The organism is Moraxella sp. ZY210820 (assembly GCF_030674635.1).
Classification (GTDB): domain Bacteria; phylum Pseudomonadota; class Gammaproteobacteria; order Pseudomonadales; family Moraxellaceae; genus Acinetobacter.
Map to the genome: position 1 here is coordinate 1,599,025 of NZ_CP089978.1, position 26,159 is coordinate 1,625,183.

Annotated in this window: 19 protein-coding genes and 1 tRNA gene; 7 read left to right on the forward strand and 13 right to left on the reverse strand. The window is 37.1% G+C overall.

Going from position 1 to position 26,159, the window contains the following annotated elements:
- Window positions 1–15: 15 nt before the first annotated feature.
- From nuoH to LU301_RS08005, 12 genes are all read right to left on the reverse strand, one after another.
- Window positions 16–1,017 carry an NADH-quinone oxidoreductase subunit NuoH gene (gene nuoH / locus LU301_RS07950; RefSeq protein ID WP_305269540.1) on the reverse strand — a complete coding sequence of 334 codons (1,002 nt, stop codon included), beginning with the start codon at window positions 1,015–1,017 and terminating at the stop codon, window positions 16–18.
- Window positions 1,014–3,722, reverse strand: coding sequence for an NADH-quinone oxidoreductase subunit NuoG (nuoG, locus tag LU301_RS07955; protein WP_305269543.1), 2,709 nt, complete (start codon window positions 3,720–3,722; stop codon window positions 1,014–1,016). Before nuoG ends, nuoH begins: the two co-directional genes overlap by 4 nt.
- Window positions 3,723–3,734: 12 nt before the next feature.
- Window positions 3,735–5,063 carry an NADH-quinone oxidoreductase subunit NuoF gene (gene nuoF, locus LU301_RS07960; RefSeq protein WP_305269546.1) on the reverse strand — a complete coding sequence of 443 codons (1,329 nt, stop codon included), beginning with the start codon at window positions 5,061–5,063 and terminating at the stop codon, window positions 3,735–3,737.
- On the reverse strand, window positions 5,060–5,569 hold the full coding sequence (gene nuoE / locus LU301_RS07965) for an NADH-quinone oxidoreductase subunit NuoE (RefSeq protein ID WP_305269551.1): 510 nt from the start codon (window positions 5,567–5,569) through the stop codon (window positions 5,060–5,062). Before nuoE ends, nuoF begins: the two co-directional genes overlap by 4 nt.
- Before the next feature lie 12 nt (window positions 5,570–5,581).
- Window positions 5,582–7,369 (reverse strand): NADH-quinone oxidoreductase subunit C/D, encoded by a 1,788-nt coding sequence (gene nuoC, locus LU301_RS07970; protein ID WP_305269554.1) that lies wholly within the window; start codon window positions 7,367–7,369, stop codon window positions 5,582–5,584.
- Window positions 7,370–7,441: 72 nt separating this feature from the next.
- The gene (locus LU301_RS07975; protein ID WP_305269556.1) at window positions 7,442–8,119 is read right to left on the reverse strand and encodes a NuoB/complex I 20 kDa subunit family protein; all 678 of its coding nucleotides are present in this window, start codon (window positions 8,117–8,119) and stop codon (window positions 7,442–7,444) included.
- A gap of 18 nt (window positions 8,120–8,137) precedes the next feature.
- Window positions 8,138–8,668: an NADH-quinone oxidoreductase subunit A gene (locus LU301_RS07980; RefSeq protein ID WP_305269559.1), complete on the reverse strand. Its 531-nt coding sequence runs from the start codon at window positions 8,666–8,668 to the stop codon at window positions 8,138–8,140.
- Between the two features lie 577 nt (window positions 8,669–9,245).
- Entirely contained in the window at window positions 9,246–10,886 is a 1,641-nt protein-coding gene (locus tag LU301_RS07985) for an ATP-binding protein (protein WP_305269562.1), read from the reverse strand.
- A gap of 134 nt (window positions 10,887–11,020) precedes the next feature.
- On the reverse strand, window positions 11,021–11,737 hold the full coding sequence (locus LU301_RS07990; RefSeq protein ID WP_305269565.1) for a response regulator: 717 nt from the start codon (window positions 11,735–11,737) through the stop codon (window positions 11,021–11,023).
- Between the two features lie 282 nt (window positions 11,738–12,019).
- Window positions 12,020–13,552, reverse strand: coding sequence for a fumarate hydratase (locus LU301_RS07995; protein ID WP_305269569.1), 1,533 nt, complete (start codon window positions 13,550–13,552; stop codon window positions 12,020–12,022).
- A 177-nt stretch (window positions 13,553–13,729) separates the two neighbouring features.
- Window positions 13,730–13,816, reverse strand: a tRNA-Leu gene (locus tag LU301_RS08000).
- A 125-nt stretch (window positions 13,817–13,941) separates the two neighbouring features.
- On the reverse strand, window positions 13,942–15,498 hold the full coding sequence (locus LU301_RS08005) for an ATP-binding protein (protein ID WP_305269571.1): 1,557 nt from the start codon (window positions 15,496–15,498) through the stop codon (window positions 13,942–13,944).
- A gap of 101 nt (window positions 15,499–15,599) precedes the next feature.
- On the opposite strand from LU301_RS08005, the gene queA reads away from it, so the two are divergent.
- Complete coding sequence (gene queA / locus LU301_RS08010) at window positions 15,600–16,640, forward strand: tRNA preQ1(34) S-adenosylmethionine ribosyltransferase-isomerase QueA (protein WP_305269573.1); 1,041 nt, start codon at window positions 15,600–15,602, stop codon at window positions 16,638–16,640.
- A gap of 58 nt (window positions 16,641–16,698) precedes the next feature.
- Here the strand turns inward: queA and LU301_RS08015 are convergent, their stop codons facing one another.
- Window positions 16,699–17,406, reverse strand: a complete 708-nt coding sequence (locus LU301_RS08015; RefSeq protein ID WP_305269576.1) for an SIMPL domain-containing protein — start codon at window positions 17,404–17,406, stop codon at window positions 16,699–16,701.
- A 495-nt stretch (window positions 17,407–17,901) separates the two neighbouring features.
- Between LU301_RS08015 and LU301_RS08020 the strand changes: the two genes are divergently transcribed.
- The 6 genes from LU301_RS08020 to LU301_RS08045 all read left to right on the forward strand — a co-directional run bounded on the left by LU301_RS08020 (window position 17,902) and on the right by LU301_RS08045 (window position 26,149).
- Window positions 17,902–20,448, forward strand: coding sequence for a TonB-dependent receptor plug domain-containing protein (locus tag LU301_RS08020; protein ID WP_305269578.1), 2,547 nt, complete (start codon window positions 17,902–17,904; stop codon window positions 20,446–20,448).
- A gap of 67 nt (window positions 20,449–20,515) precedes the next feature.
- Window positions 20,516–23,272: a M16 family metallopeptidase gene (locus tag LU301_RS08025; RefSeq protein WP_305269581.1), complete on the forward strand. Its 2,757-nt coding sequence runs from the start codon at window positions 20,516–20,518 to the stop codon at window positions 23,270–23,272.
- Between the two features lie 45 nt (window positions 23,273–23,317).
- Window positions 23,318–23,731 (forward strand): DUF3144 domain-containing protein, encoded by a 414-nt coding sequence (locus LU301_RS08030; RefSeq protein WP_305269583.1) that lies wholly within the window; start codon window positions 23,318–23,320, stop codon window positions 23,729–23,731.
- Window positions 23,732–23,752: 21 nt separating this feature from the next.
- Entirely contained in the window at window positions 23,753–24,229 is a 477-nt protein-coding gene (locus LU301_RS08035) for an NUDIX hydrolase (RefSeq protein WP_305269585.1), read from the forward strand.
- A 15-nt stretch (window positions 24,230–24,244) separates the two neighbouring features.
- The gene (gene mnmA, locus LU301_RS08040) at window positions 24,245–25,387 is read left to right on the forward strand and encodes a tRNA 2-thiouridine(34) synthase MnmA (RefSeq protein WP_305269588.1); all 1,143 of its coding nucleotides are present in this window, start codon (window positions 24,245–24,247) and stop codon (window positions 25,385–25,387) included.
- A gap of 12 nt (window positions 25,388–25,399) precedes the next feature.
- Complete coding sequence (locus tag LU301_RS08045) at window positions 25,400–26,149, forward strand: lysogenization protein HflD (RefSeq protein WP_305269590.1); 750 nt, start codon at window positions 25,400–25,402, stop codon at window positions 26,147–26,149.
- Window positions 26,150–26,159 lie beyond the last annotated feature (10 nt).

Below are 26,159 nucleotides of genomic sequence, written 5' to 3' on the forward strand. Positions count from 1 at the left end.
TTATATCTCCTTGCCTTACCACAAGATAACCGCTGCCGTAACCAATAAATTGACTAACGACAATGGCAAACAAATTTTCCAACCAAAGTTCATGACTTGGTCATAACGTGGACGCATTAAAGAACCACGAGCCAAAATAAACATCATCACAAAAAATGCTGTTTTAATCACAAACCAAAATACATCTGGAATAAATGGAATGTTGATATTAAATGGTGCTAACCAACCGCCAAAGAATAAGGTTACAATGAGTGATGAAATGACTACAATATTGACATATTCTGCAACAAAGAACATACCCCATTTCATACCACCATACTCCACATGATAACCTTCAGCAAGTTCTTGTTCTGCTTCAGGTTGGTCAAATGGATGACGGTGTGTAACCGCAACACCAGCAACCACAAAAATCATAAAGCCTAAAAATTGTGGCACGATAAACCAAACATCACGTTGTGCTTCAACAATATCACGCAAGTTAAATGAACCTGCAATAGCCACCACACCCATTAATGAAATCCCTAAAAAGACTTCATAAGAAATGGTTTGTGCAGCTGAACGTAAACCACCAAGCAATGAGTATTTGTTATTTGATGACCAACCACCAAATAATACTGCATATACCGCAAGACCAGCCATTGCCATAAAGAATAATAGACCGATACTTAAATCTGCCACACCCATAGATGGACTAACTGGAATTACCATATAGGACATAATCGCTGTTGCCATTGCTACAGCAGGTGCCATACGGAAGGTTAATTTATCAGAAAAGTTTGGTGTCCAGTCTTCTTTGAACATGATTTTTAACATGTCCGCTACGATTTGGAATGCACCATTTGGACCAACACGATTTGGACCATAACGGTCTTGCCACCATGCTAATAAACGACGTTCGATAAATGACATCAAGGCAGCGGCCAACACGACCACCAATAAGATAACAACAGCCTGCCCTATTAAATAAGCCGTTTCCCAACCTTTTGCCCATTCAGGTATCATAATGACATGGTTCATGCTGATACTCCTACTTTAAGTGATACAGGTTCAGCTAATGAAATCGTTGGTGCTTGTCCAATCGGATAACCAATATAACCTTCTGGTAAATATGGAATAACATTTACTGCTAAACTAATCTGTGTATCGCCCGCAACGATTGTAATCACTTCGCCATCTTTAATATTAAGACGTTGTGCATCTTGCTCCCCTAAACTAAATGCAGGATCTGGAATACGAGATTGCATTGCTGGTGTTTTTACCGTAAATTCGCCTGATGCAAAAATATGGTGCATTGGCACTAGACGGAAGCTCTGTTCATTACTTAGCAATGGATTTGGTGCAATATAACTACGTGCTGGACGTTTTGCTAAACGATCAAATAAACGCACACCACTATCACCACCTTTTAGATGTCCACCTACTTCATCTTGATATTTATTCCACGCTTGTGGCGAGTTCCAACCTGCCGACCATGCGAATGGGACTAATGATGATGGTGTTTTATTCCCTACATAACCTTCCATTGAGAAGGTTAATGCAGTATCTACATCACTAGGTTGTTTTGGTTCGTGAATTGACAATGGTGCACGAATTGATGTACGTCCAGAATAACGACGTGGTTCACGAGCAATTTTTAAGCCATGAACACGATAACCTGCATCTGGTGCAACATCTTCAATTGCTGACAATACTGGAATTTGTGCCACGATTTGCTCAATCACATCATCAAGCACTGTCCATTGAATAGGCTGATGATTTAAACCAGTTTCAATTGCATGTAACCAACGCCAAGACTCTTTAATCGCATATTCAGGCTTATAATAACTTGGATCATACACCTGATAAAAACGTTGAGCACGACCTTCTTGACTAACAACAGTACCATCACCTTCAGCGAAACTAGACGCTGAAAGAACAATATCTGCACGCTGTACAGTTTGCGTATTACTATGATCAACCACTACAACAGTTTGAGCTTTCGCCAATGCTTGTTCAACTTGACTACTTGGTAAACGACGGAATAAATCATTTTCAAGCACAACAATAGCATCATAATCTTGGGCAAAAGCTTGTTCCAAACTCAAACCTCCCATTAACGCCACACCAATCGAATTCACTTCGGGAACAGTCAGTGTTAAACCTGCATCATATCCTAATTGACGTAAATTTTGCGTTAATTCAGCCGCTGCTTCCATAATACTCGCATCTTGTAAGCTAGTACCCGAAATAATTAATGGCTTTTTCGCTGACTTTAACGTTTGAGCAACCGTTTGTGCAAACGCTTTTGTTGGCTCATATAAGCCCATAATCACTTCATTTTTAACTGCACTAGCAATCGCAAAACCTAAACGTGCAATATCATTTGGCGAAGCAACCACTTCAGCTTCAGCCACATCAGATAAACGAGTTTGCGTTGTTGCTAAAATATAAATCGGCGATTTTTCATTCTGTGCGATACGTTGTACAGGTTCAGCCAACCAGCTATCTGTACGGCGAGCTGCCGCCATTTCTTTGGCTTTATTTTTCGCAGATTGACGCACTGACAATGCCATGCGTGGTGCTGTTTGAGTTAAATCTTCACCTAAAATAAGCACCGCATCATAGCTTTCGATTTCACGCATTGTTGGGTTATAAATGCCTTCACTTTGCATAATCGAGATTGCCAATTCAACCAATGATTGCTCTTTTGCATTCATACCAGTAGAAAAGTTATCATTGCCCACCAATTTACGTAAAGCAAAATTACTTTCCAAACTTGCTCTTGGCGAACCAATACCTAAAATTTTCTTATCATCAAATTTCGCAATCACACGGTCAAGTGCTTGATCAACACTTACTGTCGTTACGTCTTGTCCATCACGGAATTGTGGCTGACGTGGACGGTCAGCATTATTGACATAGCCTGCACCAAAACGTCCTTTATCACAAAGGAAATATTGGTTTACATCACCATTAAAACGGTTTTCAATACGACGTAATTCGCCATAACGTTCCCCTGGTGAAATATTACACCCTGATGAACAACCTTGACACACACTTGGTGCATACTGCATATCCCACTTACGGTTATAACGCTCAGAATGCGTTTTATCAGTAAATACACCTGTTGGACAGATTTCAGTCAAATTGCCTGAAAATTCACTTTCTAAAGCACCTGATTCAGGACGACCAAAATACACACGAGATGCACTCGCATACACACCAAAATCTGTACCACCTGCATAATCACGGTAATAACGCACACAACGATAACACGCGATACAACGGTTCATTTCATGAGCAATAAACGAGCCTAATTCTTGATTATAATGGGTACGTTTAGTGAAACGATAACGTCTGCGGTCATGACCTGTCATCACCGTCATATCTTGTAAATGACAATGTCCACCTTCTTCACAGACTGGACAGTCATGTGGGTGATTGGTCATCAAAAACTCAACCACAGAAGCACGGAAATCTACTGCTTCTTGGTCTTCAACAGAAATATAGACATCACCATTTGGTGCAGATGCAGGTGTCATACACGACATCACTAAACGACCGCGTGTATCATTTTCATCTGTATATTGTTTCACTGCACATTGACGACAAGAGCCGACAGACCCTAAAGATGGATGCCAGCAGAAATACGGAATATCAATACCTAAAGATAAACAGGCTTGTAATAAATTATCAGAGCCGTTTACTTCGTACTGTTTTCCATCGACATGAATAGTAGCCATTCGACGAATTCCTTACACTTGTTCCGCTGATGTTTGAGTTGGTTTATCCGTAACCTTTGCTTCAAACTCATGACGGAAATATTTTAATGCACTCTGTAAAGGCTCCATTGCACCCGGAGCATGAGCACAGAACGTCTTACCAATCCACAATTTTTTAGTCAGTTCTTGCAAATGTTGAATATCTTCCATCTTGCCTTCACCATCTTCAATCGCTTTAAGTGCTTTGACACTCCACGGTAAACCATCACGGCATGGTGTGCACCAACCACATGATTCACGTGCGAAGAACTCTTCTAAATTGCGAGTTAAAGACACCATACATTGTGTTTCATCAACCACCATCAACAAACATGTTCCTAAACGAGAACCTGCTTTCATAATACTTTCTGCATCCATTGGTAAATCAATATGCTCTTCGGTTAAGAAGTCTGTTGATGCACCACCCGGCAACCACGCTTTGAGCTTTAAACCATCACGCATACCGCCAGCATGTTCTTCAATCACTTCACGAGCTGTTGTACCAAAAGGCAATTCCCATAAACCCGGAAAACGCACCTTACCAGATGCACCATAAATTTTTGTACCCGGGTCTTTAGATTTATGTGCAGATAAATTGATATACCACTCTGCACCACGTAATAAAATAGCAGGTAAATTATTGTAGGTTTCTACATTATTGACGATAGTTGGACGTCCCCAAGCACCAGCCACTTGTGGAAATGGTGGTTTAGTACGTGGATTAGCACGGCGACCTTCCAGTGAGTTAATCAATGCAGTTTCTTCACCGCAAATATAACGTCCCGCTCCTGTATGTACATGGAGTTCAAAATTCCAACCTGTACCTAGAATATTTTCACCCAAATAGCCTTTAGCACGACATTGCTCTAAAGCTTCATTAAGATATTTAGCTGCCTCAATGTATTCACCACGAATAAAAATGTAACCTTGAGTTGCCTCTAACGTATAACCTGCAATCAACATACCTTCAATCAGTTGATGTGGCAAACGCTCCATCAATAGACGGTCTTTGAATGTCCCTGGTTCCATCTCATCAGCATTACAAATGAGATAACGAGGCCCACTGTTATCATTGGGTGCCATTAATGACCACTTGATACCTGCAGGGAAACCTGCACCTCCACGACCTTTAACCGTTGCACCTTTGACGACTTCAAGCACATCTTTCGGCGACATTGATACAGCCTTTTTAAAGCCTGCATAGCCATCAAGTGCTTCATAATCTTCAATGGCATGCACATAATCATGCTTACTTAATCGCCATGTTAATGGGTGAGTTTCTGGATTACCATCACCATAAATTGGAATTGGTTGTTGGTTCATACATACTTCTCCAATAACTGCTTGATTGAACTGACTTCAACCAGACCATGCGTATCTTCATCAATCATGAGTGTTGGACCTTTATCGCAATTGCCCAAACAGCAAATCGGCAATAAGGTAAAACGTCCATCAGCAGTGGTTTGTCCAAATTGAATACCAAGCTCACGTTGGAAGGCTTCTGCTAAAGTTTCAGCACCCATTAAGAAACACGCAATCGAATCGCACAATAAAATCACATGGCGACCCACAGGACGGCGATAAATACGATTATAAAACGTAGCGACACCTTCCAAATCAGCAACACTCATACCTAAAACTTGAGCAATTGCATTGAGTTGAGCATCATCAATCCAACCGTTACGGCGTTGTACAATCTTTAACGCATCTAAACAGGCAGCACGAGGATAAGGATAGTGATGAATGTAATGGTCAATTTCATGCAATTCATCAGCCGTTAAAATACCTTCGACATTCACTCGTGGCTTTTTATCAGTCAAAATCATCATAATAAAATACCCCTAGCGGTCCACGTCAGCCATAACCACGTCAATGGTTGCCAAATAAATAATCAAGTCTGATACCAAACTACCATTAATCACTGACGGAATTTGCTGTAAATGTGTGAATGTTGGTGTACGAATACGCGTACGATAACTCATCGTTGATTTATCAGACGTTACGTAATAAGTACTCGCCCCTTTCACCACTTCTGCCATAAATGCAGATTCACCAGCAGGCATCACAGGTCCCCATGATACACTTAAGAAGTGTGTAATCAAAGTTTCAATATCTTGTAGAGTCTTATCTTTAGGTGGTGGAACTGCAAGTGGGTGGTCGGCCTTATATGCACCTGATGGCATATGATCTAAACATTGTTTGATAATTTTTAATGATTCTTTGATTTCATGGAAATGCACCATTACTCGGGCATATGCATCGCCTTCATATTCGACAGGCACTTCAAAATCAAAGTTTTCATAACCACCATACGGACGAGATTTACGCACATCAAATGGAATACCTGTCGCACGCAAACCTGTACCTGTTACCCCCCATGCCAATGCTGATTTTGCATCATATTGAGCAACATTGCGGGTACGTCCAATAAATACTGAGTTTTTCAATGCAGCGGTATGATATTCATCTAAACGTTTTGGCATCCAGTCTAATAATTCTTTGACTAATTTATGCCAGCCATTTGGTAAATCATGAGCAGTACCACCAATACGGAACCAAGATGGGTGTAAACGATAACCTGTAATTGCTTCAACAATATCAAAGATTTTTTGACGGTCGGCAAACATATAGAAAATTGGCGTCATACCACCAGCATCTTGAATTGCTGTACCGATGAACACCAAATGGTTACTCATACGGAATAATTCTGCCAACATGATACGAATCACTTGAGCACGTGGCGGAACTTGAATCCCTGCTAACTGCTCAACTGCCATCACATATGGCATGTTTTGTGCAGAACCACCCAAATAATCCACACGGTCAGTATAAGGAATGAACGAATGCCATGTTTGACGCTCCGCCATCTTCTCTACACCACGATGGTGATAACCAATATCAGGCACACAATCCTTAACCTCTTCACCATCAAGCTGTAATACCACACGGAACGCACCGTGAGCCGATGGGTGGTTCGGACCCAAGTTCAAGAACATGAAGTCTTCATCGTCATTGCCACGTTTTAAGCCCCAATCTTCAGGCACAAAACGTAAATGCTCTTGTTCAAAGTCTTGCTTCGCTTGGTTTTGCATATATGGCGTATATTCTGTTGCACGAGCAGAATATTCTTTACGCAATGGATGACCTTCCCAATAGGTTGGTAACAAAATTCGGCGGAGCATTGGATGTCCTTCAAAATTGATACCAAACATATCATAGGCTTCACGCTCATACCAGTTCGCGTTTGGCCAAATATTGGTTGCAGTTGGGATATTTAAGTCTGACTCATTTAATGCAACTTTGACACGAATATCACTATTACGCTCAATAGAAAGCAAATGATAAAATACGGTAAAGTCAGATGGTGGTAAACCATCACGATGCACACGTAAACGCTCGTCCATCGCAGATAAGTCAAACAACATCACATAAGGGCGTGCAACGGTACGCAAAAACATCAACACGTCTTGCACACTTTGACGCTCTACCCAAATGGTTGGGAAGTTTTCGCAAGTGGTTTGCACATAGAAGGTGTCGCCAAATTTGGCTTTCAGCTCTTCTATAATGGCAAATGCTGGGCGGGAATCGACTTCTGGCGATTCTGGCATAGCTGTTTCTGTTTCAGCCATTGTTGGCTTCCTATTTCAAAAATAAATTCGGTTTAACACAATGATAACGGCAAAGGGCGAATTATCATCAGCTTATTTAATTTCGTCCATCGAACGTAAGTTTTTCACTGCCATACGTTCTGCATTTTTACGGTCTCGTTCAGGCATCATCTTTGGCTTATAGATTGGTTTCATATCTTCACCAATCACGGCTGATAATGGACGGCGTTCAAGTTGAATTTGTTTTTGTAATACTAAAATCGCCTGAATAAGTGCTTCTGGACGTGGCGGGCAACCCGGGATATAAACATCAACAGGGATAATTTTATCCACACCTTGCACCACTGAGTAAATATCGTACATACCACCCGAGTTAGCACAAGCACCCATTGAGATTACCCATTTTGGTTCTAACATTTGTTCGTAGAGACGTTGAATAACAGGTGCCATTTTAATAAAGCAAGTACCTGCAACAATCATCACATCTGCTTGACGTGGCGATGCACGAATTACCTCACCACCAAAACGAGATAAATCGTGTACACCTGTTAAAGTGGTTGCATATTCTACATAACAGCACGATGTACCAAAGTTAAATGGCCACAATGAATTTTTACGTCCCCAGTTTACCGCAGTATGAGCCAAATCTTCTAGGCGAGTCATAAAGACATTGCGATTGACTTCTTCTTCCAATGGGTCTGTTACAATCAGACGGTCTTGCATTGGATACTGTTCAGCATTGGGATTTGCTCGTGTTAAAGTGTATTTCATCTGACAATTTCCTTAAACTTAATCTTGCGTTTTATCTTTAACACGACCAGAACATTGTGCAGGGATTTGCCCTGTAGGGTCGGTTACTAATTCTTCGATGGAATTAAAACGAGTAATTTCAGCAATATCCATTTTTGGAGAACCAATTTTTGGTTTAATACCTTGTGCTTTACGCTTATCACTTGGAGACCAATTCAATGCACCTGTTGATAATTCATAAAGCAAACCAACAAATAAAATTAAAATAAAAATGGTCGCTGCCGTGAAGCCAATCCACCCCACTTCACGTACAGAAGTTGCCCAAGCATATAAATATAAAGCCTCAAGGTCAAATACAACAAAGAAAATTGCGACAAGATAGAATTTTGCAGACAAACGAATGCGAGCGCCACCAGCACTCACAACACCTGATTCAAATTGTTCTTGCTTAGCACGCCCCCATGACTTACCACCCAATAACAAAGGTACAGTCAGCATAAAGACACATAGAAAAGCAACAATACATACAAAAACAATGATTGCCCAATCATAAGAAGTAATGGCATTCATGCGGGGATAGCTCCTGGCAGCCCATTATAAAAAGAATATGTTTGGTTTCGGGTTCGCCTAAAATAATACTTAACCAAAACACATAAAAAAACTCTTTATATTTTAACCTATTTTACCTATTTTCTGCTAGCACCTTGACTCACGCTTTTCACATTTCAAAGATTATTTTTTAATCTAATGTGTGATTTTTATTTTTCACTATAGACTTTAGTCGTAGATAAAATCTGTTTTTATATGTTTGACTTCATAATTCAAGCATAAACATAGAGCATCATTTATGCTTAGAATAATTGACAAATTTAAAATGTTTAGATAGTGAATATGATGATAAATATATTAAGAACAAAGAATGGGAATAACTACTTTAATTCAAAACCACACTTTAATTATTCCCAATGTAAATTTAAGTCATTTACAAACATGAGCGGATAAAAATGGTTTAATTAAAGCAAACAATCTACCAGTGATGACTTTTAACAAAAGCATCTAAAAATTTGAGGGTTAAATCATCAGAATAAGCATAAACTTCCCACAAAAATTCCCCTGAATATATTCAAGTCTTGTAGCAACTTTTTGCTTATCCATTTTTTTCATTTGAATTTCCTTGCACTTTTTTAGCTTGTTCAATCGACCATTTCATGATAAATCTCGCCCCACCTAAAATTGGACTTTCATCAACTGTAACCGAACCACCAAACCAATACGCAATACGAGCCACAATCGACAACCCCAAACCATAACCACCTGATGCACGAGTACGGCTATCATCTAAACGAGCAAAAGCTTCAAAAATACGCTGACGTTGTTCTTCTGGAATCCCAGCACCATCATCTTCTACACAAACATAAGCCTGACCATCAGCTAAAATCCCACCTGAAATACGCACTTTAGATTCCGCATAACGTACCGCATTTCCAACCAAATTTTGTACCACTCGATGCAAATAACGATACTCCGCTTGAACCAACAATTCAGGAGATGGTAAATCCAACTCTAAAATCTTACCAGTTTTTAAAGCTTGCGTTTCATTCCCCACTTGCTCCAATAAATCATGCAAAACAACTTGCTCAAATTCAAATGAAGGCGTACCCTGCTCTAACTTAGCATAGGTCATAATTTCATCAATGAGTTTATTTAACTCTTCAATATCCTTATCAATCAATTCGCCCTGCAATAAACGTGCTTCTAAATCGTCTTCGTCTTCTAGCATTTGTACCGCAAAACGAATTCGAGCCACAGGTGTACGTAATTCATGCGATACTGCACGCATAAGCTCCTGTTGAGCTTGTATCAAACGTTGAATATGCTCCACCATACGGTCATAACTATGTGCCAATGTCGCCATTTCATCTTCACCAGTTACATTTAAACGTATAGATAAATCACCTTTTTGCATTTTATCCAATGCACCCGTTACCTGATGTACACGACGTTCTAATGGCACAATCAAACCATACACACCAAGACTTAATAATACCATTGCTAATAAAGTAATAAAACCCGCAAGTTGTAATGGCATTGCACTATAAATTGGGATTTCACCTAAAATCATCACTTTTGATGGTTGATTAGGCAACCAAGAAATGACTGAAATCGTGCCACGATGTGCAGTCGTATTATCACGATACAATAATAAACTTTTATCACGCTTTAAACGCCCTAATTGCTCTGCATCTAAATTTAATTCATTTACTTCTCGCACTTGCAAATCATAAGAAAAATGTGGACGAATTTCTTCTACTTTTTGTTGTTCTTGATTTGGATATTCTGATAGATAATCTACAATAAAAATTGCTAAAGCCTTCAGCTGACGTTCACCAATTTCTTTAATCGGCACACTTAAATAATGATAGGGCTTGTCTTTCACACTTAAGATAATTTGTGCACCATCTTGGGCATCATAACGTACAACTGCTTTATCATTTTCAATACGTTTTTTTTCTCCATATGATAAATTAGCTTCTTCATGACGAATAAAATATAAAGGAAAACCAATTACATAAGAAGCATCAGATAACCAACCCTCCTTTTGTTCATTATTTAAATGTGATAAACGCTCACTAACAACATAGGAAATACCATCTGTCAATGCTTCACGGTAGGCTTGTACACGATAATAATTAATAATTTGTACTAAAAAATAACAAACCAATGCAATCAGCACGACCAAAACCAATAATCCTGCGTAAATTCGAATAAATATATTATTTTTAATCATGTTTACTCAACTTCATTATCATTTCATCTCGCCATATTATAAAGTTTATTTTTTCATTTTTCCATGCTATAAAATAGCAAAAAAGGTATTCAATGAATAAATCCATAAAATACCTTTCATTCAAAATCAATCAATTAAAAGCTACTGGCTTCTCGCACAAATAAATAACCTTTACTGCGTACTGTTTTAATACGTTTTGGATTTTCTGGGTCATCGCCAATTTTTGGACGAATACGAGAAATACGCACATCGATTGAACGGTCTTGACCATCGTACTCAATACCACGCAAACGCTCAAAAATATCTTCACGTGATAAAATACGTCCTGCATTTGATGCTAATAACCATAATAAGTCATATTCTGCACTAGTAAAATCAACTAAATTACCATCTAAGGTTACAGAACGACTACCATTATCAATCACTAAATTATCAAACTCAATACGCTGTGCAACTTCATCTTCAACAGTTTTATCTGTACGGCGAAGTAATGCACGAATACGAGCTAATAATACTCGTGGTTGTACAGGTTTTGCGACATAATCATCAGCCCCCATTTCCAAACCAAGTACCTGATCCATATCTTCAGTACGAGCAGTAAGCATTAAAATCGGTTGATGATATTGTGGACGCACTTCACGGCAAACGGTTAAACCATCAGCACCTGGTAACATTACATCTAACACCACCAAATCAGGTTGCTCACTAATAATACGGCGAATAGCACGTTGCCCATCAACTTCAATCGCAACATCTAAACCATTACGGCGTAAATAATCCTGTGTTAATAATGCCAAACGTTCATCATCTTCAACGATTAAAATCTTTGGCAACTTTTCTTCTTGATTCATTGCAATACCTCTATGGTGCAAATAGCAATTAATGACAAAATATAATCCATCTAAATTATATTTTATCTTACACTTATTTACATTGTAAACAAGACCTCACAGAATACCAATAGCTAAAAATAGAATTTTGTTTATTTTTTATTGCAATATGCCATTTTCATGTAGCAATCCGCTTTATCATGAATAAAATCTGAATATTTTTAACAGTTTCATTATATTTACTTCCAAATAAAAAGATTGTGCCATCAATGATAACACAATCCTTCATCAATCTAAAATGATTTACTTCATGGCATCAACAACAGGAATTTTACCAATTTTTGCCTGCCAAATTTTTGGAGCTGTTGCATGAACAGATTCACCATTACTATCTACAGCAACCGTTACTGGCATATCTTTCACTTCAAATTCATAAATTGCTTCCATACCCAAATCCTCAAAAGCAACAACTTTTGCTTGTTTAATTGCTTTTGCTACAAGGTACGCAGAACCACCAACCGCCATCAAATAAACAGCTTTATTATCTGCAATCGCTTCACACGCAGCCTTACCACGTTCAGATTTACCAATCATACCTAATAAGCCTGTAGATTCAAGCATTTGACGAGTAAATTTATCCATACGTGTTGCTGTTGTCGGTCCAGCAGGTCCAACCACTTCATCACGCACAGGATCAACAGGTCCAACGTAATAAATCATCTTATTGGTAAAATCAACAGGTAATTTTTCTCCACGGTTTAGCATATCAACCATACGTTTATGTGCTGCATCACGACCTGTATAAATCTTACCGCTTAATAATAATACATCGCCTGTTTTCCATTGAGCAACGTCTTCTTTGGTAATTTCATCAACATTCACACGAATACCATTGTCTGGACTATAAGTGATGTCTGGATATACATCTAAACTTGGTGGTTCTAAATGAACAGGACCAGAACCATCAAGCACAAATTCCACATGGCGGGTTGCTGCACAGTTTGGAATCATTGCTACAGGTTTAGAAGCTGCATGAGTAGGATAGTCTAAGATTTTCACATCAAGTACAGTCGTTAAACCACCTAAACCTTGTGCCCCCACACCTAAAGCATTTACTTTTTCATATAATTCTAAACGTAAGCTTTCAGTTGTGCTTAACTCCGCACCTGATTTTGCTTTTTCTTGTAACTCATGAATATCGATATGACTCATTAGACTTTCTTTAGCCAATAAAGTTGCTTTCTCTGGTGTACCGCCAATACCAATACCCAAAATTCCCGGTGGACACCAACCTGCACCCATTTCAGGAATAGTTTTAAGCACCCAATCCACAATACTATCTGATGGATTTAATAAAGCCAATTTTGATTTATTTTCAGAGCCGCCACCTTTTGCAGCACAAGTTACTTCAACCTTATCTCCTGCGACAATTTCCATATGAATAACTGCTGGCGTATTATCTTTAGTATTGATACGTTTACCCGCTGGGTCAGCTAAAACTGAGGCACGCAAGGTATTATCAGGGTGATTATAAGCACGGCGTACACCTTCATTAACCATATCAGCCACAGTCATGGTACTTTCCCATTGTACGTTCATACCCACTTTTAAGAACACAGTGGCAATACCAGTATCCTGACAAATAGGACGCTTTCCTTCAGCACACATACGACTATTCACTAAAATTTGTGTCATCGCATCTTTAGCTGCTGGGTTTTCTTCCTTTTCTAAGGCTTCAACCAATGCTTCAATATAATCGGTCGGATGATAATAGCTAATAAATTGAAAAGCATCTGCGATGCTTTGAATAAAATCTTCTTGCTTAATAACGGTCATAACATTTTCTCACTGACTAAATTTAATATCGTAATGATATTAATTTGGCTGGCTACACATTTTGCCCATTATAATAGAAAATATTGTATTTGTGCGGATTTATTTTGATGGATTTTTAATATTTTAATCACAAGTTCAAAACAAAAAAGCTGAACTTATTGTTCAGCTTTAAAAATATGGTGCCCGGAGCCAGACTCGAACTGGCACGCCTTTGGGGGCGGGGGATTTTAAATCCCCTGTGTCTACCTATTTCACCACCCGGGCATGTGATATATATTAAACTTATTTTTTTCTTTTAGCAAGTATTATTTTAAATAAAATCATTCAGTTGCTTTATTTTTAAACACATCAGCCTATATTGCACATTTTACATACAAAAATACGCATCATTAGACAATATCAAACATCACTTCACGGCTATGTTCGTAAAATTCCACACCAATTTGATGAATAATATGACCATCCACACGATATTTATCAGCATAGTTTTTGGCTTGAATTTGATTTAATGCAACTCCACTTGCTTCATTATGTTCACTACGAATGACCTTAAATTCAAAAATATAGACATGATTGTCAATCATTAAAGTCATATCAACATTGCCACGACTGGTACTATCTTCAGTAATTGTGGTAAATCCTAAACTCGCAAATAAAGCATAAAACACACTCGCCCAATAACCTTCATAATGAGCAATTTTATTATTACGATGCCAATCATGCGGAATACTAGCAAAAAAGGCTTTAATGACCTGTTGAACACGCACTAAATCATGTGCTATCACGGCATCATATAATGAACTTTGATAAGTGAGTGTATCATTTTGATTTGATAAATATTGAAGTAATAAAGATTGAGTTAAACTTTGTTGTACTTCAAGATTAGGAAATTTTAAAGTATAACGTACACTTGGTTTGGTAATCACTTTATCAATAGTTAAATATCCTGTTTGGAATAAGAGTGCTATTGCACTAATATCACCCACTTCAAAACTCGACAACACTTGACTGTCAGTAATACCATGACGAATTTGCGTAATATCCACTTGTTCATTAATCAACTTATCAATTAAGAAAGTCGCATTGCCTGTTTCAATCCAATAAGGTTTGAATGATTTTTTATTGCTATTTAAAAACAATAAAATATCAAATGGATTATAAACACTTTCACCTGTCCAATTATAACCATTGTACCAATATTTTAATTCTTTTAAATCAACACCTTCTAACTCATTCGCAAAGGTATTTTCCAATTCAGCTTGTGTATAACCACATAAATCTGAATAATTTTCTTCAAGCGTAATATCCAATAAATTATTTAAACCAGAAAATAAATTAATTTTGCTAAATTTTGACACACCAGTCAGCATCGCAAAACGGATATATTTATCACTATCTTTAATCACGCTATAAAAATCTCGCATTTGGTTACGCACCAAAATCGCTTTTTCAGGATTGGATAAATTATCTAAAATCGGTTTATCATATTCATCAATCAAAATCACCACTTTTTGCCCTGTGGTATGATAACAATGCTCTATCAATGACTTAAAACGCCCCGTAATGGTTTGTTGTTGATGTTCTAGTTTCCATTGTTGTTCCAATAAATTAAACAAATCCGACATTAAAGTAGGAAAATCTGCATTTTCATCCGCCATACCAAAACCAAAACTGATACGAATCACGGGATATTGCCTATCCCAATCCCAATTCTGTTCTGCATATAATCCTGTAAATAATGATTTATTGGCAAGAAATAATTCCGCAATGGTATCCAAAGTCAAACTTTTACCAAAACGTCTCGGACGTGATAAAAAAATATAATTGCTTTGATTAATCATCTCGATAATTTTTTGCGTTTTATCAACATAATAATAAGCATTATTTTCTCGAATCGTAGAAAATGTTTGAATTCCAATCGGAAGTTTCTTTTTGACCATCTTCATTAAAATCACTCAATATTTGTACAATGTTATAGGTTGAATTTTAACATTTTACAGCGAAATATGCTAATATGACATATTATTTTTTTATACTATTTATTGTTATGTTACAACTTTCTGACTTTAGTTTCGATTTACCTGATGAATTAATCGCACGCTACCCATTGCAACAACGTAGTGCTTCACGTTTATTACATATTGACGCCAATGGACATTATCAAGATAAACAATTTATTGATATTATTGATTATTTACAAGCAGGCGATGTACTCATTTTAAACGATACCAAAGTCATGAAAGCACGCTTAAAAGGCAAACGTGCCTCAGGTGGAGCAGTTGAGATTTTAGTTGAACGTTTGCAAAACTCACGCACTGCTTATTGTCATATCAAAGCCAGTAATGCACCTAAAGCAGGCACGGAAATTTTTATTGCAGGCATGATTCGCTTAACAGTACAAGGTCGCCACGAAAATTTATTTATTGTTGATTTTGATGATGATATTTTAAACGTTTTAGAGCATTTTGGACAATTACCAATTCCACCTTATTTTAACCGTGAAGCAGATGATACCGATAATCAACGTTATCAAACTGTATTTCATTCTCCTGAAAAATTAGCAAGTGCTGCTGCTCCAACCGCAAGTTTGCATTTTGATGAACCACTATTAACAAAATTACAAAACCAAGGCGTTCAATTTGCTTTTGTTACTCTTCATGTTGGTGCAGGTACATTTATGCCTGTACGCACCACCAATATTCAACAACATATTATGCATAGTGAATGGTGTGATGTACCTGAGCAAAGCGTGGAAACCATTTTACACGCTAAAAATAATGGTAAGCGTGTCATTGCCGTAGGTACAACAGCCACTCGAGCAGTAGAAAGTGCTTATCAAGCACACGGCGGACAACTTAAAGCTTGGTCTGGTGATACACAAATTTTTATTTATCCAAGTTATCAATTTGGCGTAATTGATAGTTTAATTACCAATTTCCATCTACCTGAATCGACATTGTTAATGTTGGTTTCAGCCCTATCCACACGAGAGCATATTTTACAAGCCTATCATCATGCTATTGAACAAAAATATCGTTTCTTTAGTTATGGCGATGCAATGTTAGTTGAAAAATATCATCAAGTCTAAAAGTAAAAATAAAGGTAAAACCTCATTGATTTTACCTTTATCTGTACAACTATGCCTATTATTTAAGCTGAATTTGTCCATGTGCATTCATACTAATGGTACTTTCCCCTACATTCATCTCTTGTGTATCTGCTATGGTTTTCTGACGTGCTGATGATGCCATCGCCATCATCGGTACAGCAATATATTGATTGTGCGTATCCACATTAAAACTAACTAAATCATAGCTTGATTTATTCCACGCTTGACGAATAAGATTAGCACGATGTTGAAAGTTTTTACTCACTTCTAATAACAATTCATCTTCTACTTTTTTACGCTGTTGTTCAGATACACTAAAATTGACATTTTCAAGCTGAAAATGTTGTTGTAATTCAGCAATCAGTTTACTGGTTGCTTCTATATCTTGGCTTTCTAACTGTACATTTGCATAAGCACGCCAATCTTTAATTTTGCGATTGTTATCATCATAAATCGGAGTGGTGCTTTGTTGCCCTGTTTTAATTTTTACCGTTGGATATTTCTTTGCTGTTGCTATCGCAAAGTTCATCAATTGATTAATTTGATTGGCTAATTCACTTGGAGATTTATGTGTTTTTTCAATCGATAAAGTTGCTTGCATTTCATCATTAGCAATTTGACGACTCACACTCGCTTGAATAGAAACCATATTGTACTGCTGTTGAGCAACTTCATGAGCCATGACAGGAGAGTTTAATCCTATCAAGGCTGTAGTCAATAACATAAATGGAACATGTAAACGCATAGTTAATTTCTCTTCTCATAAATTTCACTATTCTAATCCACTATCCAAATAACTGCAAATCTTAGCATAAATAATGTGAGTTTGGAGTTTTATAAAATATAACTATTTGATATTCAATAAAATATGAATTACATAGATGAAGGTAAGATGCGTACCACATACCTTTTACAAGTTTTCATCGAAATGGTGCATCTTGCGTAGCTTTAATCGCTACTCAACCCTACTTATTGTTTTACTTTCAATAGGTTATATAAATCATTAAGCCGAACCCATATTAAATACAAAAATGTTAAATCTATGAGATACTATAAATTATAAATAATCACATAAAATATTAATATTATCAATATATTACACTTAAATTTTAATCAATCATTTAAATAAATAAATAATAATTACTATCATTATATTGTTTATTTAGTTTATTTTTATGTATAATATTCGATAATTCACGATTCATTATTTCCTCTTACTCCCTTTTATCATGGTTTTATTATGAAAAAACGTCTTATTGCCTTGCTTATTATGCAAATTTTATGCACTGCAAGCTATGCAAATACATCTGAAACTGCTGTTCAAGCTGAAGACATGACTACAATAGAAGTTATTGCTACGCCATTTAGTCAAAAAATGGGAACACAAACTTTAACTGCTGAACAAATTGCTAAATTACCAACCAGAAATGGTTCATTAACTGAACTTTTAAGAAGTAATCCTGCTGTACAATTTTCAAATACTACCAATACCAGTACAGCAGGTGGTGAATTAGAGCCTGAAACTGTTTCATTTCACGGCGAAAAATTTTATAACAATAACTTTATGATTGATGGCTTATCCAACAATAATAACATCGACCCACTAGCAACCAGTGGTACAGCAGGTAAATTAGGCGACTTAGTATCGGGCAATAATGCGTGGGATTTACCTGCTGGTGGCGATCAATCATTGTGGATTGACAGTAATTTAATTGATTCAGTTGAAGTATTTGATAGTAATATTTCCGCTAAATATGGTAATTTTACAGGTGGTGTAATTGATGCGAAAATTAAAGACCCTGATTTTACACGACCATCTGGACGTATTTCTTGGCGTAGTACTCGGGATAGTTGGACCAGTTTTCATATCGATGAAAAAATTCGTGAAAATTTTGAACAAGCTGATTTTATTTATTATCAACCTAGATTTACCAAAAATTTCTATTCCGCAAGTTATAACCAACCCTTAACAGACAAAGCAAGTGTATTATTTTCATACAATCGTCAAGAATCTGAGATTCCAACCTATCAAAGTTGGGCGAATGCTTGGCGTAACCAACAACGTTTAAATGAAACTTATCTCATTAAAGGACTGTATAAATTTGATGGTGGCGATACGCTCTCTGCAACCGCAATGTATGCTCCACATTCAACATCAACTTTTAGACGTGGCATTAAAGATGGCGGTTTTGAAAATACAGGGGGTGGGTATCGTATTAATATGGATTGGAATCATATTGCTGATTGGGGGAAAGTCAAAACCACGCTTGGTTATCAGCAAGATGAAAATACCGTTATCAATGAAGCTGACCATTATTATCCTTGGTATCATCGTTTTGGTACACAAACATCTTCAGTCATTACTTGGGCAACTGGTTTATCATCACCAAGACAACAAACAGGTTTACAAGGTGGTCATGGTAAATATGCGACTGATAAAAAATCATTTACTGCCAAACAAGATTATGAATTGTCTCCGTTCAATTTATGGGCGAGTGAACATCATCTTAAAGCAGGTTGGGAATACTATCGTGATGATGTAAAATATCAACGTTTTAACGAGACATCACTTGGCGGTAATATGATTTGGAATACGGCAGTTATCTGCCAAACCAAAGATGATGGCTGTATCACAGGCGAACAATATAGTGCCGTGCGTTTACTTTATCCTGCTCGTCAAGTATCTGCTCATATGAATCGTTATGCTGGTTATTTAGAAAATGTTTCTAAATTAGGACGTGTTGAACTCACTTCAGGCGTGCGTATTGCCTATGATGACTTTATGAAAAACACCACAATTTCACCACGTTTCTCATTTACTGCTGATATTTTTGACAACGAAAATACTCGCTTATTTGGTGGTTGGAATCGTTATCATTCAAATAGTTTCTATTCATACGCTCTCAAAAAAGGGATTAGTACTTATACTCGACAAAATCGTACTCTACATAATGGTACTTTATCTGATTGGGTCGATGGTGCAACTACAGAACGCAGTAACAGTAAATATAGCCATGATGTTACAGGTTTAGCAACACCTTATAGCGATGAAATCAATGTTGGTATCGCTCAAAAATTAGGTAATTCACTGTGGACTTTAAAATGGGTTAATCGTGATTCTAAAAAATCATTTGCTCGCTCGCAAACACGCAATGAAAATGGCGAACAAATCATGGACAATAGCGGTTGGTCTAAATCGGATACTATTTCTTTAACAGCCCGTCCACATACACCTATTACTTTTGACAGTATGGATTTAAATTGGTCATTATCTGCTCAATGGTCTAAGCATAAACAAAATACCGCCAATGACTATGATACCACCGATGCTCAAGATGAATTAAAAGCCATTCATGAAGGTAAATTGATTAACCGTGAAGATTTACCCGCAATGGATTACAATACTCCTTGGAGTTTAACTGCCGATATTGATATGACTTTTCCTAAGTTAAATTTAACTTGGGGACACCGCTTAGATTATCGTGCAGGTTATACGGGTTACAGCACCACACAACAAGAATGCCCACTTTATGATGCTAATATTTGTGCGGATTATGTAGGACGTGCTACATTGTATGAAAAAACCAAATTTAATGACCATATTAATTACAATATGCGTTTTACTTATAAACAACCAACCTTTAAAAATCAAAGCCTAGAATTGACTTTAGATATAAATAATGTTTTCGATAAGAAAATAGCAACTTATCGTGGAACTTCAAGTACATCAAGTGTAAGTTACCAAATGGGGCGTAATTTTTGGCTTGGTGTAGCATATAATTTCTAAACTTTTATGCTTGATGATATATAGGCTTATTGTAAAATCAATAAGCCTTTGATTTATGAGAATATGAATGAATAATCTGATTAAACTTATACTCCTGAGCTTACCATTTTATAGCCTATCTGTATGGGCAGAAATTAGCCAACCTACATCGGGGCAACTGGCTAATGGCTTACGTTACACAATTTTACCGCTCCATCAGCATAAAAACCGCCTAGATATTCGTATGAAAGTCCACGCAGGAGCGATTGATGAACACGTACATCAAGCAGGTGTCGCTCACATGGTTGAGCATTTAGTATTTCGTGCTACTGAACAATATCCAAATGGCATCATGCCCTATCTTCATGAAAATCAATGGATTCGTGCCAAACACTACAATGCGGTAACCAATCACGAAAGTACAACTTATATGCTCTCTCCACCATCGCATTTTGGACTCGAAAAAAGTCTCAGTGTATTGCAACAAATGCTATTTCATGCACATATCAACGAGCAAGATTTAGATAAAGAACGTCAAATTATTTTAGAAGAATGGCGTGGAAATCAGGGCGTTGCCAGTCGTATGAATGTTCAGCGGACACAATCTGTACGTATCCATTCTCGTTATGAACGTCATCAACCTATTGGAAATGAACATAACATCAAGCATTTACCCGCTAAGGAATTACAACAATTTTACCAAACATGGTATGCACCCAATAATATGCATTTAATGATTATTGGCGATGTCGCAGTTGCAGATGTACAAAAAATTATCGAACAACAATTTGCTCATCTGCCAGCGAAACAGCTTCCCCATAGAGATTATTATGAGCCATTACTTAAACCACAGATTCGCTTTCATCAACTACATGATGAACAAAGTGGAGTCAGTCAAATCGCCTATATTTTGCGTTTTGATGAAAAATTGCACCGAGAATATCATGAAACTGCCCGCAAACAACGTTTGATTGACCGTATTGCATTGGATTGGATTACTCAACGCTTAAAAAATCAGCAAGAACATTATTCATCTTCACTGATTAAAAATATATCCATTCGCAAAGCTGATATTGGTAAAATCAGTGTTGCATTAGGCTTTTTTGCGAGTGTTGATAAAACTGCTCATCGTGATGGATTAGCTCAGATACTCACCGAAATCGAGCGTTTAAAACAATTTCCTATCACCACTGATGAGTTAAATTCCAGCAAACAAAGCATACAAACACAACTGGATAAAGCCAAAAAACATACAGAAGACCGAGATTTTGAAAGTTGGGTACAAGTGATGAACAATACATTATTCAGTGATAAGCCTTATCTTACACAACGAGAACTTGCCCAACGTAGCCAGCCTTTGCTTGATGAAATTACAGTTGATGATGTACAACATCAAGTAGAACAATGGTTCAAAAGTGGCGATCAAATTGTGCAATATCAAGCTCCCTATCAGTATTACATTAACAATTTTACCCTTGATGAATTTGAACAATTAAAACAGCATATTGCTCAAAAAAATATCGCTAAACCGCAAACGGTTAAAGTGGTAAGTCATGTGGAATTACCTAAACAGTCGGCACGACATGGTAAAATTATAAAACAATATTATCAGCCAAAATTGAAAATATTTGAATGGAAATTAAGCAATGGCGATAGCGTAGTTTGGCTTAAAACACCCATTGCTCAAGATAAAACCTATTGGCAAGCCATTAGTCAAGCAGGCTTTCAACGACAAGATTTAAATCGTTGGCAAGCTCAAATTGCCAGTCAAATCATGGAACAAAATCCACCATTAGCATGGACAAATCAACAATGGCTGGCGTGGAAAAAGCAATATCAAATCAGTTTTGACATGGATTATCAAGCTGAACAATTAAAATTTATTGGACATACCCCAACAAAAAATATAGACCAATTGTTTAATTTTTATTATACTCTACAAAATAGTAAATTAGAAAATTATGATTTAAATGAGATAAAACAACAACTTGAGCATAGTTTTCATCAACAAAATGCTAATATAAAACAGCAACAACAAATTGCACAACTGCGTTTTGGACACGATGGCGATGATATTTTACCATCATTGCAAGAAATCCAACAGTTAAACGCTGATAATTTACAGCAACAATGGATAAAAATTCAACGCACGCCCACTGTACATTATATTGTCAATAATACTGATGAATTAATCATGAAAACGCTCATTCAACAATATTTTGCACCGATTGAACGGCAACAAACATCTGCAAAAATGATAAAATTCTCACCAAAGGCGGAGCGAGAAATTCTCTATTTGGCAAGCCACAACGAACCAAAACATGAGATTCAAATGTGGATAAACTCGCCCTATACTTGGCAAGGACAAGATGCGATGATGGTGTCTGCGTTAAAATCAATTGTCAGTCAAAAATTAAAAAATGTGTTGCGTGATGAACAATTAGGCATTTATCGTTTAAGTTTTGAAAGTACACTCAATCCACAATCACATCAGATTGAAAGTGAGTTAAAATTTAGCACTTCCCCCGAAAAAAGTCAGCAAATGATTGAACAAGCAGAACAAGTTTTAAGCAATTTAGCGAATCTAATGACCGAACAAGATATACAACACATAAAAGCGACATTGCAAAAACAAGAACAAGAACGCCTAAACATACCTGAAACATGGCTGAATCGTTTAATTTTAAGCTATCAACGTTATGCCGATGGTCGATATATTGAACAAATGCCAAATATAACAGAACACATAACATTGGATAAAATGCAAGCATTGGCAGAAAAAATATATCATCAACAAGGGGTAAAAATTTTAGTTAAAATTCCGATGGAACAGCCATCGCAATAAATTTTGTTGTATAATACCCTATTGTTCAACATATTTAATACGATTATGACCGATAAAATCCACGCAACCGATATTACCGAACAAGAAGCACAAAATGCAATCTTTTTTGAACGTGCCGATGAATTTATCAAACAAGCTAATGATTTTTGTCGCCCACAAACTGCCCATCAAGGTTTAAATCCACCACCTGTTGATTTTAACCCTGCCGAATTGCGTGGACAAGTCAGTGCTTCTATGCTTTTTGCTACCGCACGTTTTAATACTTGGGTAGCCGCCAATAATTTTGCCAATGGCGATGAAATGCGAAATGCCAAAGCTGAAGTGATGAATTATCTATTACAGCAATTTCAACTCATGCTTGAAGATAATTATGATGAATATTGTGAACAGTTTGATAATTATTTACGCTTTCGTCATAATGAACAATTTCATAGTGATAAACACAAACATCATCACTAAAGCTAATCTAAGGAGTTTATCATGTGGTTGGCTCATGTTACAGTTGCGATTGTTGTAGAGCAAAATAATCGTTTTTTGATGGTTGAGGAATACGCTAAAGAACGTGGTTCACAAGTATTTAACCAACCAGCAGGACACATTGAAGCAGGCGAAAGTTTAATTCAAGCCTGCGTACGAGAGACCTTAGAAGAAACGGCTTGGCACGTTCAAATTACTGATTTATTAGGTATTTATACCTATACACCACCTAATACATTTGACCGTACTTATTATCGTTTTTGCTTTATTGGTCAAGTCATCGAACAAAGTCAAAATGCTTTAGATCCTGATATTACTGCGGTACATTGGCTCACTGCTGATGAAATTGAACAATCAGGACAAGCACGCAGTCCTTTGGTTATGCAATGTATTCGTGATTATCAATCGGGTCAAAAACTACCATTAAGTATTATTAATGAACAGTTTTTAATCCCACAACCTTTATTACAACAAGTTTAAATTTAGAGAAAAATGATGTCAAAACGTGTTATTGTCGGTATGTCGGGCGGTGTTGATAGCTCGGTTTCTGTTGCCCTATTGTTAGAACAAGGCTATCAAGTCGAAGGCTTGTTTATGAAAAATTGGGAAGAAGATGATGGCACGGAATATTGTACAGCATTGGAAGATTTAGCCGATGCCCAAGCGGTTGCAGATAAATTAGGCGTACATTTACATACTGCCAATTTTTCAGCAGAATATTGGGATAGAGTATTTGAATATTTTTTAGCAGAGTATTCTGCAGGACGCACGCCAAACCCTGATATTTTGTGCAATAAAGAAATTAAATTCCGTGCCTTTTTAGATTATGCCACTAATCCAAAATTTGGTTTAGGTGCAGATTTTATCGCTACAGGACATTATGCAAGACGTGGCGAAACAATGTACAATAGTCGTGGCGAAGCCTATGCTCCATTATTGCGTGGTTTAGATAATAATAAAGACCAAAGCTATTTTTTACATGCGGTACACGGTCGAGAAATCAATAAAACCTTATTCCCTGTCGGTGAATTGGAAAAGCCAGAAGTGCGTAAAATCGCTGAAAAATATGATTTAGCCACAGCGAAAAAGAAAGATAGTACAGGTATTTGTTTTATTGGTGAACGCCGTTTTTATGATTTCTTAAAACAATATTTGCCTGCACAACAAGGCGAAATTGTACTGGAAAATGGGCAAGTCATCGGTGAGCATAATGGTTTAATGTACTATACGCTTGGGCAACGTGGCGGTATTGGCATTGGCGGTATGAAAAACGCTCAAGAAGGTGCTTGGTTTGTCTTGCATAAAGATTTAGCCAATAATCGTCTTGTAGTCGGTCAAGGACATGACAATCCATTGATGCAAAGTACGGAACTCACTACACAAACAGTCGATTGGGTGGCAGGCGAACAGGCTATTCCAGAGCAAGGTTTACGCTGTACTGCTAAAACCCGTTATCGTCAGCCTGACCAATATTGTACGATTTATCAACATGATAATGGTGGGGTGCGTGTGGTTTTTGATGAGCCACAACGAGCCGCAACAGCTGGGCAATCATGCGTATTTTATATTGATGAAATATGCTTGGGTGGTGGGATTATTCAACAGACTAATGCCCCTTTACCAAGCTATTTAGCATAATGGAATATCATCATGTTTAATGTGCCATTTCAAAATCAAATCACTTTGAGCGAACGCCAACAACGTACTTTAGCGTTAGCTGGTGTATTTCAATCAGCTCAAATTGCACATTTACTCGCTTATGGCGAGTTGGTGGCACATAGCGAACATAAAGCACATTCTTATTTTATTCACTCAGTACAAGCGAGTTTAAATATTCGCCCAAGTCAGATTGATAATAAAAATCCATTACTCTATTTCCAAAACTTATCGCATTTATCACTCGGATTAAAGGCATTGGAAGATAGTATTACCAAACCGTTTAGTACTGCACCAAAATCCAAACTCCCTAATATTAATCAGACTAATTATCCAACAGTTTATGCCCTTGCTTTATTACAATTAGAAAAGAAAATCTATCATCGTAGTGAATTTGTACAACGCATTGAACAAATGCAACAGCACACTATTCGCCAACTCGCTTTTTTTGATTATAATTATTTACACAATAGTTTATTAGGCAATATGGCGGAATGTTATACAGACACAGCGAGTACGCTAAAACCACGCATTATGGTCAAAGGCGTAGCGGAGTCGTTGCAGGATAAACAGCAAGCCAATCGCATTCGTGCGGTGCTGATGGCAGGTTTACAATCTGCACATTTATGGCGACAACTCGGCGGAAGCTCGTGGGGATTTGTATTTGGTAAAGGTAAAATTTTAATGGATATTCGTGAATTGATTCGGTTGCAGTATCAAAGTAAAAATATTGGGGAATTATAATTCCCCAATA

Coding starts and splice junctions, on each gene's coding strand:
- nuoF (WP_305269546.1), bottom strand. CDS start 5,063: ATGAACCAACAACCAATTCCAATTTATGGTGATGGTAATCCAGAAACT.
- LU301_RS08005 (WP_305269571.1), bottom strand. CDS start 15,498: ATGAAGATGGTCAAAAAGAAACTTCCGATTGGAATTCAAACATTTTCT.
- queA (WP_305269573.1), top strand. CDS start 15,600: ATGTTACAACTTTCTGACTTTAGTTTCGATTTACCTGATGAATTAATC.
- LU301_RS07985 (WP_305269562.1), bottom strand. CDS start 10,886: ATGATTAAAAATAATATATTTATTCGAATTTACGCAGGATTATTGGTT.
- nuoH (WP_305269540.1), bottom strand. CDS start 1,017: ATGAACCATGTCATTATGATACCTGAATGGGCAAAAGGTTGGGAAACG.
- LU301_RS08020 (WP_305269578.1), top strand. CDS start 17,902: ATGAAAAAACGTCTTATTGCCTTGCTTATTATGCAAATTTTATGCACT.
- LU301_RS08030 (WP_305269583.1), top strand. CDS start 23,318: ATGACCGATAAAATCCACGCAACCGATATTACCGAACAAGAAGCACAA.
- LU301_RS07990 (WP_305269565.1), bottom strand. CDS start 11,737: ATGAATCAAGAAGAAAAGTTGCCAAAGATTTTAATCGTTGAAGATGAT.
- nuoE (WP_305269551.1), bottom strand. CDS start 5,569: ATGATGATTTTGACTGATAAAAAGCCACGAGTGAATGTCGAAGGTATT.
- LU301_RS08015 (WP_305269576.1), bottom strand. CDS start 17,406: ATGCGTTTACATGTTCCATTTATGTTATTGACTACAGCCTTGATAGGA.
- LU301_RS07995 (WP_305269569.1), bottom strand. CDS start 13,552: ATGACCGTTATTAAGCAAGAAGATTTTATTCAAAGCATCGCAGATGCT.
- LU301_RS08035 (WP_305269585.1), top strand. CDS start 23,753: ATGTGGTTGGCTCATGTTACAGTTGCGATTGTTGTAGAGCAAAATAAT.
- LU301_RS08045 (WP_305269590.1), top strand. CDS start 25,400: ATGTTTAATGTGCCATTTCAAAATCAAATCACTTTGAGCGAACGCCAA.
- nuoC (WP_305269554.1), bottom strand. CDS start 7,369: ATGGCTGAAACAGAAACAGCTATGCCAGAATCGCCAGAAGTCGATTCC.
- LU301_RS08025 (WP_305269581.1), top strand. CDS start 20,516: ATGAATAATCTGATTAAACTTATACTCCTGAGCTTACCATTTTATAGC.
- LU301_RS07980 (WP_305269559.1), bottom strand. CDS start 8,668: ATGAATGCCATTACTTCTTATGATTGGGCAATCATTGTTTTTGTATGT.
- nuoG (WP_305269543.1), bottom strand. CDS start 3,722: ATGGCTACTATTCATGTCGATGGAAAACAGTACGAAGTAAACGGCTCT.
- LU301_RS07975 (WP_305269556.1), bottom strand. CDS start 8,119: ATGAAATACACTTTAACACGAGCAAATCCCAATGCTGAACAGTATCCA.
- mnmA (WP_305269588.1), top strand. CDS start 24,245: ATGTCAAAACGTGTTATTGTCGGTATGTCGGGCGGTGTTGATAGCTCG.